The sequence below is a fragment of the Mesorhizobium sp. M0185 genome, from assembly GCF_040322175.1.
Lineage (GTDB): Bacteria > Pseudomonadota > Alphaproteobacteria > Rhizobiales > Rhizobiaceae > Mesorhizobium.
The window spans coordinates 99,936-112,432 of the sequence record NZ_JAMYSY010000019.1; the positions used below are offsets into that span (position 1 = coordinate 99,936).

The following is a 12,497-nucleotide window of genomic DNA, read 5'->3' on the forward strand; positions in this document are numbered from 1 at the left end:
CAGAGGGGGTCGCCGCGTGTGGAGTGCCAGCTTCGTCTTCCTCGATATGCCGGACCGCGTCGCGCCAACCGAACCGACCCCCTCTGGCCTGCCGGCCATCTCCCCCTCAAGGGGGGAGATCAGCAAGCCCCGCCGCAAAACTCAGCTCTTGCTGGCGGCCAGCACCAGTACCGGCTTTTCGCGGTAGAGGTTGGGGAAGAGCCGCTTCAGATTCTCGACCTTGGGCAGATCGTTGTAGACGATATAGGGATAGGTCGGGTTGAGCGTCAGAAAGTCCTGGTGATAGTCCTCGGCCGGATAGAAGGTCTTGCCGGTCTCCAGCGTCGTCACGATCGGCTTGGGAAACACCTTGGCCTTGTCGAGCTGGGCGATGTAGCTTTCGGCGATCTTTTTCTGTGCGTCGTTTTCGGCAAAGATCGTCGAACGGTACTGGGTGCCGCTGTCCGGACCCTGGTAGTTCAGTTGCGTCGGGTTGTGCGCCACCGAGAAATACACCTGCAGCAGCTGGCCGTAGGTCACCTCGGACGGCTCGTAGGTGATCTCGACGGATTCGGCATGGCCCGTCCGGCTGGTGCCGACCATTTCATAGACGGCCGTGTCCTTGTCGCCGCCGGCATAGCCGGAAACGGCGCTGGTGACGCCCTTGACGTGCTGGAACACGCCTTGCACGCCCCAGAAGCAGCCGCCGGCAAAGACCGCCTTTTCGGTGCCGGCGGTGGCCTTCTCGTCCATTGCCGGCGGCGGGATCACCACCGCGTCTTCGGCCGAAACTGCCGGCGTCTGCCAGAACACGGCCGCGGCGGCCGTGAGGATGAGCGCGGCAAGCGCTGCCTTTGCGAAAATCGACGATCGTTTCAGGGCTCCGGTCATGTCTGATCTCCCATGATGGTGGTGGATTATACGACGGATAGGTCCGCCGGGCTCTCACATTGCTGTGCGCATCGCCTATTTGGCCGGAGCCATGGCATCGCAGGCCTTGGTCGCCTCTGCCTTCTTCATGGCGTCCGTCTCGGCATCGGCCTTGTTCATGCAGTCGGCCTTCATCGGATCGCCCGCCCTCATCGCAGTCGTGGCCATCGCGTCAGCCGCCATGGCGCCGGCCGGCTTCATGGCATCCGTTGCCGGCTTCATGACGTTTGTCGCCATCGCCGGCTTCATCGCATCTTCGGCCCGCGCCGTGCCTCCTGCGAACAGCGCCGTCGAGCAAAGTGCGAAGGCGAGTGCCGCCAGAGTCGGGCGATTGGTCAAACGATTGGTCATGATGATCTCCTTGGGTTTGGCAGGTTGACTGCATGCGGCGACGCCGCTGCGCGTTGTGAAAATTTCGGCAGGGTTTCTAGTTCGTAGCGGCAGCAAGGATCGGCCCGCCGCCCGGCACCTGCACCAGCACCGCTGTGCTGAGGCCGCCCGTCGCCGCCGGCAGCGGCAGTGCGGTGGCGTCGCCGGTCCAACTGCCCAGCCTGGTCAGCGAATGCACGACATTGGCGTGCGGCAGCGTGCGGCCGGTGTTTTCGCCGCGCGCCACCGGCACCTCGACGACGCCCTTGCCATAACGCACCAGCCAGACGTCGGCCCTGCCGCCGGGCACCGGACCGGCGCCGATGCTGACCTTCCCGCCGGCGAGCGACAACGAAGGTCCGTCATCGTGGCCGCCGCTCGAAATCAGCTGCTCGATCTCGCCCGGCCTGGCGCCGACGGCATCGGCCCTGCCGTTGACCACCACTTGCGGCGTGAACGGGCCGGAACGGCCGAGCGACGGTTCATAGCGGACCTGGCGCTGCGTGAATTCTTCTTTGCCGAATGTGTCCTTCCAGCCGAGATAGTCCCAGTAGGTGACGTTGAAGGACAGCGCCAGCACGCCGGGCCGGTCCTTGACCTTGATCAGATTGGCGTTGGCCGGCGGACAGGACGAGCAGCCCTGGCTGGTGAACAGCTCGACGACGGTCATCGTCTGGCCGGCGGCCGCGCTGGTTGCCGACAGCACAGTCGCGGAAAACAGTGCCGCGGCGAGCCCCATCAGGGCTGTGCTTCGTTCCGATCCGGTCATCGCTGTTCTCCTGTGCGGTTCCATGTCCACACTTCGCCGCCGACACACGGTTCGTTACAGCATCACCGCTTCGTGATCGTTCGCAGCTCTCCCACAGGGGGCGAAGGGAAGACGGTCGCTCGCAACCAACACGCCACCCGGTGTGACCGGGGCGGCGGTGTGATGGACTGCAGCCTAAGCGGGCGACTTGCCCTCGCACTCAGCTGCGGCGGCCTATTGTGTCAACAGCGTTTCCGATGCCCGCTGATTGAAGGCGCACTTGCCGGTTACTGTGTAGAAAAAGTCGGCGTTGGAATCGGTGATGGTCGGAGATGTCGGCACCGATGATCCCCCGTCTTCCCACGCTTGTGTGCTGGTCTGGCCGCACGGCACCAGCGTGAAGATATCGACCGTTTGGCCACTGGCGATCTCGACGCCGTTCGCGTAGAGGCGGTTCGATGTTGCCGGATCGTTCGACTTGAGCACCGTTGGATTGCCTGACGGGACATCCATCTGCAGATATAGCTGGTCCATCTGGCTGACGTCGATCACCGCGCCGGCACCGGTCGCGGGATACATTGTGTTGACACAGGTGGTCGCGTATTTCCTGCCGTATGAGTCGGTCTGGACGATCGTGGTGCTAGGCAAGCCGTAGAAGCTGAGCACCGTGGTGGTCGTACACACCTGCTGTTGGACCATAGTGATCGTCGCTCCGTTGATGGTGGAGACGGTCGCCGTGCCATAGCCTTTCGGATCGCCATAACCGTTGTATGTGTAGGTGATCTTCATCAGCTTGTTGGCCACCGTGTCCCCGAATTTGGTGCCGTAGAGCGTCATTGTCTTGCCCCACCAGCCCGAGATCTTGGTCACCTTGAACGTGGCTTGCACCAATGCCGGCCGCTTTGTCACTGCCGACGCAACGCCGACCTGCACCGTGTTGATCCTGGCGATCTGCATGAAATTCGTCGGCATGGCAAAGCCGGCCGAAGCCTTGATGCTGGCGGCGCCGTCGGTGGCGACGACGAAGCTGTCGAGCTTGGCCGTGCCTTGCCCGCCATTGGCCAGGTATGCCTCCTGCAGTTTTACCTGGCGGTCCGCCAGTGAGGTGTCCGTCGCAAGCGTCGTGATCGACAGCGACGCTGCATCGAGGGCGTTCTGCATCGATACCCTGGTTGAAACCGCAGAGGTATAGTCTATGGAAAAACCCAATGCGGCAACCATCGGGATAAGCATGATGGCGAGCAATGGCGCGAACGAGCCGCTCACCGATTTGAGAAATTTGCGTGCTGACAACGGCATTCCGATCCCCCCGAACGGCGATAGACCGGTGGGCTATCACGCCGGGCGCGAACTATGCTCTAATCTCATGGATCAAAGTTTAACGACTTTGCCGCCCCGCCGCCGCACCCGCGCCCCGCCGCTTGCCGATGTAGCGTGCCCCTGCTAAAGCGCGCCGCATGACCACGCCGATCAAAAACATCCGCAACTTCTCCATCGTTGCCCATATCGACCATGGCAAATCCACGCTTGCCGACCGGCTGATCCAGTCGACCGGCGGGCTGGAGCTGCGCGACATGAAGGAGCAGGTGCTGGACTCGATGGACATCGAGCGCGAGCGCGGCATCACCATCAAGGCGCAGACGGTGCGGCTGAAGTACCACGCCAACAATGGCCAGGATTATATCCTCAACCTGATCGACACGCCCGGCCATGTCGACTTCGCCTATGAAGTGTCGCGCTCGCTCGCTGCCTGCGAAGGTTCACTGCTGGTCGTCGACGCCTCGCAAGGCGTCGAGGCGCAGACGCTGGCCAATGTCTACCAGGCGATCGACAACAACCATGAGATCGTCGTGGTGCTGAACAAGGTCGACCTGCCCGCCGCCGAGCCCGAGCGCATCCGCGAACAGGTCGAGGAGGTGATCGGCATCGACGCCTCCAACGCCGTGCTGATCTCGGCCAAGACCGGGCTAGGCATTCCCGACGTGCTGGAAGCGATCGTCAACGATCTGCCGCCGCCGCGCGAGGGCGACATCACGGCCCCGCTGAAGGCGATGCTGGTCGACAGCTGGTACGACGCCTATCTCGGCGTCATCGTGCTGGTCCGCATCATCGACGGCGTGCTGAAGAAGGGCCAGACCATCCGCATGATGGGCACTGGCGCCAGGTACCTGGTCGAGCGCACCGGCGTCTTTACGCCTGCCCGCATCAATGTCGACGAGCTCGGCCCCGGCGAGTTCGGTTTCTTCACCGGCTCGATCAAGGAGGTTGCCGACACCCGCGTCGGCGACACCATCACCGAGGACAAGCGCCCGACGGCGCAAGCCCTGCCCGGCTTCAAGCCGGCACAGCCGGTGGTGTTCTGCGGCCTGTTCCCGGTCGACGCCGCCGATTTCGAGGATCTGCGCGCCGCTGTCGGCAAGCTGCGCCTCAATGACGCCTCCTTCTCCTTTGAAATGGAAACCAGCGCCGCGCTCGGCTTCGGCTATCGCTGCGGCTTCCTCGGGCTGCTGCATCTCGAAATCATCCAGGAGCGGCTGGAGCGCGAGTTCAATCTCGATCTCATCGCCACCGCACCTAGCGTCGTCTACCGCCTGCTGTTGAACGACGGCTCGGTCAAGGAACTGCACAACCCAGCCGACATGCCCGACGTGGTCAAGATTTCGGCCATCGAGGAGCCGTGGATCCGCGCCACCATCCTCACCCCCGACGACTATCTCGGCGGCATCCTGAAGCTCTGCCAGGACCGGCGCGGCATTCAGGCCGACCTCTCCTATGTCGGCAAACGCGCCATGCTGATCTACGATCTGCCGCTCAACGAGGTGGTCTTCGACTTCTACGACCGGCTGAAGTCGATCTCCAAGGGCTACGCCTCCTTCGACTATCACCTCACCGACTACAAGGAAGGCGACCTGGTCAAGATGTCGATCCTGGTCAACGAAGAGCCGGTCGATGCGCTGTCGATGCTGGTCCACCGTACGGCGGCGGAAAAGCGCGGCCGCCAGATGTGCGAGAAGCTGAAGGAGCTGATCCCGCATCATCTGTTCAAGATCCCGATCCAGGCGGCGATCGGCGGCAAGGTCATCGCCCGAGAGACCATCTCGGCGCTGCGCAAGGACGTCACGGCCAAATGCTACGGCGGCGACGTCTCACGCAAACGCAAGCTGCTCGACAAGCAGAAAGAGGGCAAGAAGCGGATGCGCCAGTTCGGCAAGGTGGACATCCCGCAGGAGGCGTTTATCCAGGCGCTGAAGATGGGCGATTGAGAAGCCGGTTGGCGCGCACAGCGCGCCAGGCCATCGATCCAGTGGATCGATGGCTTGGCTTCGAAAGCGGGGGAGCTGCCGGAAGCAGCGGGCCACTCGCCAGCGCGGCGCTGAAGCTGCATGGTGGAGATTGGGCAGAAGCGTGCGACCGGTCAGCAAGCTGGATACGCGCCGGCCATTGCGACCCCTTCAGGACAGCGGACCATCATTGGAGAATGTCCCGCCTTGAAGTATCCTTGCGGCTTCGGGGGAGACATCACATGCGCTCCACTCTGGACCTCGTCGCCGCGATCGGCCTCGCTATCGGCGGCGCTTTCGGACTCGCCGGCACCTTCGTCGAGAGCGCGCCCCTTCGCGAAACGCTCTGGACGATCGACGGCGTGGCGCTCGTGGTGGCGACCGCGCTGCTGACGATGAAGTATCAGCGGCAGGGCAATGACTGGGTGGCGGCTGGATTTTTGACCTTTCTCGCCGGCGAAAGCCTGCTGCTGGCCGGCAATGCGGCCGGGCTTGAGGCCAGCGTGCCCTCCTATGTCGGCGGTATCTCGCTTTGGGCGGCTGCGCTGGTCATGGTCAGCGCGCCGAAAACCTTCGCGCTGTGGATGCGGCTCACGGCTCTCGTCGCCGCCTTGCTGTTTGTTGCGTCGGCGGGCCTGATCCTGTGGGGGGCGCCGTTGCTGCCGACCTCGGAGCCGCTGCCCGCTGCCGGATATCCCTTCCTGGTGCTCACATTCATCGGCTGGATCTGGACGCTGCTGAAGCCCGGGCGTTGAGTCCGGTCGGACCGCCCCCTCTCCGGTTTGCTGCGCAAACCACCTCTCCCCCACTTTGTGGGGGCGAGGAAACGCCAGCCGCGAAGCCGCGCCCTCGCTAGACTTGGGTTCCTCGCCCCGCAAGCGGGGAGAGGTGGCCGCGAAGCGGCCGGAGAGGGGTCTTCCTTGGCAACGCTGCGCCTTTCGCGATGTGCAAATGGCGCACCCCCTTCCACCCATCCCGCCGCCATGCCATGTTCCCCCTCGCGGCCGGGCAGGCCGCTTCATTCCGGGGGGAAATCATCATGTCGTCCTACGCTTTCGCGCGCCGCGTCGCCGCGTCGCTGTTCATTGTCACGCTGTTTGCGCCCGTCGCGCATGCCGGCGATGTCACCTTCGAGATCAAGAACAGCCATCCGAACGCCATGCGCGTCGAGCTCTACAGCCAGGACCGCGATCATGTCTGGCCGGGCAACAATCAGGATTACTATCTCAACGATGGCGAGACCAAGTCGATCCCGCTGTCCTGCAGTGACGGCGAATCGATCTGCTACGGCGCCTGGGTCGACGGCGACGAGAACACCTATTGGGGCGTCGGCCCCGGCAATACGGAAAAGTGCGACGATTGCTGCTACACCTGCAGTGGCGGCGAGACCGAGGAAATCGATCTGGTTCCGTGACGTGGCAGATCTCCCCCCTTGAGGGGGAGATGTCGCCAAAGGCGACAGAGGGGGTCGCCGCGCATAGAGCGCCAACCTGTTCTGCAGTAGTAGGCCGAGTCCGGTCGTGCCGACCCCCTCTGGCCGCTGCGCGACCATCTCCCCCTCGAGGGGGGAGAGGGCCGTCCCGCGAGTGCAGGCCGGCAACGGAATTCAAAGCTGAAACAAAAAACCCGCCTCGGCGGGCGGGTCGTTGGAGCCAATTGGCACCATGCGTAAATTAATAGCATAGCTGCCGGCACAAAGCAAGAACAAAATGTGGTGCTGCGAGCAAAAAATGCGAATTCCCTTACCGCCGCGCCCGAGGTCGGCCCTCACGAGGGGGAGAATGCTGCCTTGACGTCGTCCCGACTGTCGCCATAGCGTAGTCCGACAGGAGACCCACCCATGGCAGTGGTCGAAGGCGAGAACATCGACATCGGCTTTTCGGGAAAACGTTGCATCCATTCGCGCAACTGCGTGCTTGGCGATCCGCATGTTTTCGTGCCCAACGCGCCCGGCCAGTGGATCCACCCCGAGGCGGCCAGCGTCGAGAAGATCGTGGCGCTCGCCGAAGCCTGCCCGTCCGGCGCCATCACCTATATCCGCAAGGATGGCGGGCCGCAGGAACAGCCGCCGGTGGTCAACATTGTGCGCATAAGGGAAAACGGTCCGCTGGCGCTGCATGCCGAGATCGTGCTGGGCGGCGAAACGTCTTACCGCGCCACGCTCTGCCGCTGCGGCGCCTCGGAAAACAAGCCGTTCTGCGACGGCAGCCACGCCAAGACGGGCTTCATCGCCACCGGCGAGCCGGCGCTGAAGGACACGCCGGCGCTGGAAGTGCGAGATGGCCCGCTCACCGTCACGCCGACGACCAACGGCCCGCTCAAGCTCGAAGGCAATGTCGAAATCGTCACCGGCACCGGCCACACGGTCGACCGTACGCAACGCGCCTTCCTCTGCCGCTGCGGCCACTCCGCCAACAAGCCGTTCTGCGATGGCTCGCACAAGCGCGTGGGGTTTGTGGGGTAGCCTAGCGATCTCCCCCCTTGAGGGGGAGATGTCGCCGAAGGCGACAGAGGGGGTCGGTACGTCCTGACGCCAACGCCATCGCGGCCAGAGAATGCCGGGGCTCCACGCGAGACGACCCCCTCTGGCCTGCCGGCCATCTCCCCCTCGAGGGGGGAGATTACGCTGCCTTGGCCCAGCCATCGCGGCTTTATCGGCCCGTTCATATCCGGTAAGGGGCGGGGCAAGAGAATTCTCCGGACCCGCCAATGACCGCCAAGACCAAATCGCCACCCCTGTTCCTCGGCATCGACACCGGCGGCACCTATACCGACGCCGTGCTGTGGTCGGAGGCCGGCGGGCCAAGCGGCAAGGTGCTGGCAAAGGCCAAGGCGCTGACGACACGGCACGATCTGGCGGTCGGCATCTCCGGCGCGGTCGATGCGGTGCTCGAAATGGCCGGCACCGACCCGGCAGCGATCAAACTGGTGTCGATGTCGACGACGCTAGCCACCAATGCGCTGGTCGAGGGCCAGGGCGGCCGCGTGGCGCTGGTGATGATTGGCTTTGCCGAAGGCGACCTTGCCCGCGACGGGCTGAAGGCGGCGCTCGGCACCGACCCGGTGGTGTTCTGCCCCGGCGGCCACGATGTCCATGGCAATGCGGCAACGCTCGATCTTTCCGGGCTGGAGGCAGCTTTGCCGGAACTGGAAAAGTCGGTATCCGGCTTTGCCGTCTGCGCCTATTTCGCCACCCGCAACCCGGCGCATGAGCTAAGCGCGCGGAACCTGATCCGCGACAGGACCGGCCTGCCGGTTACCGCCAGCCACGAACTGTCGGCCAAGCTCGGCGGCCCGCGCCGGGCGCTGACGACATTGCTCAACGCCAGGCTGATCTCGATGATCGACCGGCTGGTCGCGGCAACCGAAGGCTTTTTGGCCGCGCGCAACATCGCCGCCCCGCTGATGGTGGTGCGCGGCGACGGCGCTTTGGTCTCGGCCGCCTTTGCCCGCCAGCGGCCGATCGAGACCATCCTGTCCGGCCCGGCCGCCAGCCTCGTCGGCGCCCGCCACATGACCGGCCTCGACAATGCGGTGGTCTCCGACATCGGCGGCACCACCACCGACGTTGCCGTGCTCGACAAGGGCCGGCCGCGGCTTGATCCGGAAGGCGCCACCGTCGGCGGGTTCCGCACCATGGTCGAGGCCGTCGCCATGCGCACCTTTGGCCTCGGCGGCGATTCCGAAGTGGCGCTGGAGGACGGCGTGCTCAATCCGAGAATCCTGCTCGGCCCGCGCCGCCTGGTGCCGCTGGCGCTGGCCGGCATGATACATGGCGAGGCCGTCACATCAGAGCTCGAACGCCAGCTGCGCGCGCCCAACCCCGGCCGCATGGATGGCCGGCTGGCTGTGCGCACCGGCGTGCCGGAGCGGCTGGCGGCCGGACTGACCGGTGCCGAAGCCAAGCTTTACGAGTTGATCGGTGCCGTGCCGCAGGCTCTCGACAGATTGCTGTCCTCGAACGCCCAGAACGCCACCTTGAACCGGCTGGTGTCGCGCGGGCTGGTGCATGTCGCCGGCTTCACGCCGTCGGACGCCGCGCATGTGCTGGGCAGGCAGGCCAATTGGGATGCGGCCGCGGCGCGTCTGGGTGCCGAGCTGTTCGCGCGCAGGCGCGACGGCCGCGGCCAGTTCATCGCCGCCTCGCCGGAGGCGATCTCGGAACGGGTGCTGACCGCGCTGACCCGCCTGTCGGCGGAAGTCATCCTCGAGACCGCCTTTGCCGAGGACGGGCTGGATGGCGCTGCGACCGTCGCCCATGCCCTGGTCCAGCGCGCCGTCGACGCGCATCCCGGCATCGCCCGGCTCAGCGTCGCGCTCGACCGTCCGGTGGTCGGCCTCGGCGCCTCGGCGCCGCTGCATTATGCCGGCCTGACCGAGCTGGTCGGCAATCGATGCGTGGTGCCGCAGGATACCGATGTCGCCAACGCGCTCGGCGCCGTCGTCGGCCAGGTCCGGGTATCGGCCAAGGCGCGGGTCAGCCAGCCCAAGGAAGGGCTATTCCGCGTCGCCTCCGGTGAAAGCGTGCGCGATTTCAACGACGAAGCAGCGGCGATGGCTGCAGCGGAGAAAGATGTGCGGGCGATTGCCGCCGGGCGGGCTAAGGACGCCGGCACCGACAGCGCCGAGATCGAAATCGCCAGCGAGTTCCGCGTCTCCACCGTAGAGGGCCAGCGCATGTTCATCGAGGCGCATGTCGTGGCGGTGGCGTCGGGACGGCCAAGGATTGCGGTGTGAGCGCGTAATCGCCCCCCTCAAGGGGGGAGATCGGCAGCGAAAACGCCCTACCTTCACCTTAGGCCGAGTTGACCCTACAACCTTGCCATGTCAAAGGCCCGAGGCCGGCAAGCCGACCAAGCCCTGGAGAAGCCCTGATGACCGATCGCGTCGAGATCGCCGGATTGCGGATTGCCCGCGAGCTTCATGATTTCGTCGTGAACGAAGCGATGCCGGGCACCGGCATCGAGGGGGAGGCATTCTGGAACGGTTTTTCGGCGATCGTCCATGATCTCTCGCCAAAAAACCGGGCGCTGCTCGAAAAGCGCGATGCCATGCAGGACAAGCTCGACCGCTGGTATCGCGACAATGGCGCGCCCGTCGACATGGAGGCCTACAAGACGTTCCTCCGCGAGATCGGCTATCTGCTGCCCGAGGGGCCGGCGTTCGGCGTGACCACCGAAAATGTCGACCCGGAAATCGCTTTGGTTGCCGGGCCGCAGTTGGTGGTGCCGGTGATGAACGCGCGTTATGCGCTGAATGCTGCCAATGCGCGCTGGGGCTCGCTGTACGATGCGCTCTACGGCACCGACGCTATCCCGGAGACGGCCGGCGCCGAGCGAGGCAACAAATTCAATCCGGCGCGCGGTGCCAAGGTCGTCGCCTGGGTGAAAAGCTTCTTCGACGAGGCGGTGCCGCTCACCACAGGCAAATGGGCCGGCGTCAACGGGCTTTCGGTCGCCAACGGCATGTTGCGGCTCGGCGAGGGTGCCGGCGCCACCACGCTTGCCGACCTCAGACAGTTTGCCGGCTATCGCGGCGATGCCGCCGACCCCGAAGCCGTGCTGCTCACCAAGAACGGCCTGCATATCGAAATCGTCATCGACCGCAACAACCAGATCGGCCGCACCGATCCGGCCGGCATTGCCGATGTCGTGCTGGAATCGGCACTGACCACCATCCAGGACTGCGAGGATTCGATCGCCGCAGTGGATGCGCAGGACAAGGTGCTGGTCTACCGCAACTGGCTCGGCCTGATGAAGGGCGACTTGGCGGAGGAGATCACCAAGGCCGGCAAGAGCTTTGTCCGCAGGCTCAACCCCGACCGCACCTATACAGCGCCCGATGGCGGCACGCTGACCTTGCCCGGCCGCTCGCTGATGCTGGTCAGGAATGTCGGCCACCTTATGACCAATCCGGCGATATCGGACCGCGACGGCAACGAGGTGCCGGAAGGCATCATGGATGCGGCGCTGACGGCGCTGATCGCGCTGCATGACATCGGCGTGAACGGGCGCCGCGCCAATTCTCGCGCCGGCTCGATGTACATCGTAAAGCCCAAGATGCACGGGCCCGACGAAGTTGCCTTCGCCGTCGAGATTTTCGACCGCGTCGAGGCGCTGCTCGGCGTGCCCAAAAACACCATCAAGATGGGCATCATGGACGAGGAGCGGCGCACCACCGTCAACCTCAAGGAGGCGATCCGCGCCGCGAAAGAACGCGTCGTCTTCATCAACACCGGCTTCCTCGATCGCACCGGCGACGAGATCCACACCTCGATGGAAGCCGGCCCGATGATCCGCAAGGGCGACATGAAGCAGGCCGCCTGGATCGCCGCCTACGAAGCCTGGAACGTCGACATCGGGCTGGAATGTGGGTTGGCCGGCCACGCCCAGATAGGCAAAGGCATGTGGGCGATGCCCGACCTTATGGCGGCGATGCTGGCCGAGAAAATCGCGCATCCCAAGGCCGGCGCCAACACCGCCTGGGTGCCGTCGCCGACGGCGGCGACGCTGCACGCCACCCATTATCACAAGGTCGACGTCCATGCCGTGCAAGCGGCGCTGAAGAGCCGGCCCAAGGCAAAACTCGACGACATCCTGTCGGTGCCGGTCGCTGTGCGGCCGAACTGGTCTCAGGCGGACATCCAGAAGGAACTCGACAACAACGCGCAAGGCATTCTGGGCTATGTCGTGCGCTGGATCGACCAGGGCGTCGGCTGTTCGAAAGTGCCTGACATAAACGACGTCGGTCTGATGGAGGACCGCGCCACGCTGCGCATCTCCTCGCAGCACATCGCCAACTGGCTCCATCACCGCGTCTGCACGCCCGAGCAGGTCATGGAGACGATGAAACGCATGGCGGCGATCGTCGACCGCCAGAACCAAGGCGATCCGCTCTACCGGCCGATGGCGCCGGATTTCGACAAGTCCATCGCCTTCCTCGCCGCCTGCGACCTGGTCTTCAAGGGGCGCGTGCAACCCAACGGCTACACCGAGCCGGTGCTGCACGCACGGCGGCTGGAGCTGAAGGCGCGGGATAACGGCTGAACCGAAAGCACGATGCACGCCGGCCAAGGGTAAGCGCCGGCGTCCCCCTCCCCCTCGAGGGCAGGGGAATCGCATATGGCGATTTTGGGGTTGAGTTTAGGCTGAGAAAGGATTCTTTGGAGAGGCAGTTGAGCGAAGGAGCGA

Annotated in this window: 10 protein-coding genes; 6 read left to right on the top strand and 4 right to left on the bottom strand. The window is 64.8% G+C overall.

Annotated elements, in window-relative coordinates; translation table 11 throughout:
• Nucleotides 1-141: 141 nt before the first annotated feature.
• The 4 genes from msrA to NKJ20_RS17310 form a co-directional block, all read right to left on the bottom strand.
• Nucleotides 142-870: a peptide-methionine (S)-S-oxide reductase MsrA gene (gene msrA, locus NKJ20_RS17295; protein WP_352745607.1), complete on the bottom strand. Its 729-nt coding sequence runs from the start codon at nt 868-870 to the stop codon at nt 142-144.
• Between the two features lie 75 nt (nt 871-945).
• Nucleotides 946-1,260 carry a hypothetical protein gene (locus NKJ20_RS17300; protein ID WP_352745610.1) on the bottom strand — a complete coding sequence of 105 codons (315 nt, stop codon included), beginning with the start codon at nt 1,258-1,260 and terminating at the stop codon, nt 946-948.
• A 76-nt stretch (nt 1,261-1,336) separates the two neighbouring features.
• Nucleotides 1,337-2,047 carry a DUF1223 domain-containing protein gene (locus NKJ20_RS17305; RefSeq protein ID WP_352745613.1) on the bottom strand — a complete coding sequence of 237 codons (711 nt, stop codon included), beginning with the start codon at nt 2,045-2,047 and terminating at the stop codon, nt 1,337-1,339.
• Between the two features lie 213 nt (nt 2,048-2,260).
• On the bottom strand, nt 2,261-3,325 hold the full coding sequence (locus NKJ20_RS17310; RefSeq protein WP_352745615.1) for a TadE/TadG family type IV pilus assembly protein: 1,065 nt from the start codon (nt 3,323-3,325) through the stop codon (nt 2,261-2,263).
• A 158-nt stretch (nt 3,326-3,483) separates the two neighbouring features.
• On the opposite strand from NKJ20_RS17310, the gene lepA reads away from it, so the two are divergent.
• From lepA to NKJ20_RS17340, 6 genes are all read left to right on the top strand, one after another.
• Complete coding sequence (gene lepA / locus NKJ20_RS17315; RefSeq protein ID WP_352745618.1) at nt 3,484-5,289, top strand: translation elongation factor 4; 1,806 nt, start codon at nt 3,484-3,486, stop codon at nt 5,287-5,289.
• A gap of 260 nt (nt 5,290-5,549) precedes the next feature.
• On the top strand, nt 5,550-6,062 hold the full coding sequence (locus tag NKJ20_RS17320) for a hypothetical protein (RefSeq protein WP_352745621.1): 513 nt from the start codon (nt 5,550-5,552) through the stop codon (nt 6,060-6,062).
• A 284-nt stretch (nt 6,063-6,346) separates the two neighbouring features.
• The gene (locus tag NKJ20_RS17325; protein ID WP_352745623.1) at nt 6,347-6,721 is read left to right on the top strand and encodes a hypothetical protein; all 375 of its coding nucleotides are present in this window, start codon (nt 6,347-6,349) and stop codon (nt 6,719-6,721) included.
• Between the two features lie 426 nt (nt 6,722-7,147).
• Entirely contained in the window at nt 7,148-7,771 is a 624-nt protein-coding gene (locus NKJ20_RS17330; RefSeq protein WP_352457281.1) for a CDGSH iron-sulfur domain-containing protein, read from the top strand.
• Between the two features lie 245 nt (nt 7,772-8,016).
• Nucleotides 8,017-10,044: a hydantoinase/oxoprolinase N-terminal domain-containing protein gene (locus tag NKJ20_RS17335; RefSeq protein WP_352745626.1), complete on the top strand. Its 2,028-nt coding sequence runs from the start codon at nt 8,017-8,019 to the stop codon at nt 10,042-10,044.
• A gap of 137 nt (nt 10,045-10,181) precedes the next feature.
• Nucleotides 10,182-12,353 carry a malate synthase G gene (locus tag NKJ20_RS17340; RefSeq protein ID WP_352745629.1) on the top strand — a complete coding sequence of 724 codons (2,172 nt, stop codon included), beginning with the start codon at nt 10,182-10,184 and terminating at the stop codon, nt 12,351-12,353.
• Nucleotides 12,354-12,497: the final 144 nt, after the last annotated feature.

Bases quoted from the DNA above. Each gene is read 5' to 3' on its own strand.
- NKJ20_RS17325 (WP_352745623.1), top strand. From the start codon at position 6,347: ATGTCGTCCTACGCTTTCGCGCGCCGCGTCGCCGCGTCGCTGTTCATT.
- msrA (WP_352745607.1), bottom strand. From the start codon at position 870: ATGACCGGAGCCCTGAAACGATCGTCGATTTTCGCAAAGGCAGCGCTT.
- NKJ20_RS17320 (WP_352745621.1), top strand. From the start codon at position 5,550: ATGCGCTCCACTCTGGACCTCGTCGCCGCGATCGGCCTCGCTATCGGC.
- NKJ20_RS17305 (WP_352745613.1), bottom strand. From the start codon at position 2,047: ATGACCGGATCGGAACGAAGCACAGCCCTGATGGGGCTCGCCGCGGCA.
- NKJ20_RS17330 (WP_352457281.1), top strand. From the start codon at position 7,148: ATGGCAGTGGTCGAAGGCGAGAACATCGACATCGGCTTTTCGGGAAAA.
- lepA (WP_352745618.1), top strand. From the start codon at position 3,484: ATGACCACGCCGATCAAAAACATCCGCAACTTCTCCATCGTTGCCCAT.
- NKJ20_RS17335 (WP_352745626.1), top strand. From the start codon at position 8,017: ATGACCGCCAAGACCAAATCGCCACCCCTGTTCCTCGGCATCGACACC.
- NKJ20_RS17300 (WP_352745610.1), bottom strand. From the start codon at position 1,260: ATGACCAATCGTTTGACCAATCGCCCGACTCTGGCGGCACTCGCCTTC.
- NKJ20_RS17340 (WP_352745629.1), top strand. From the start codon at position 10,182: ATGACCGATCGCGTCGAGATCGCCGGATTGCGGATTGCCCGCGAGCTT.
- NKJ20_RS17310 (WP_352745615.1), bottom strand. From the start codon at position 3,325: ATGCCGTTGTCAGCACGCAAATTTCTCAAATCGGTGAGCGGCTCGTTC.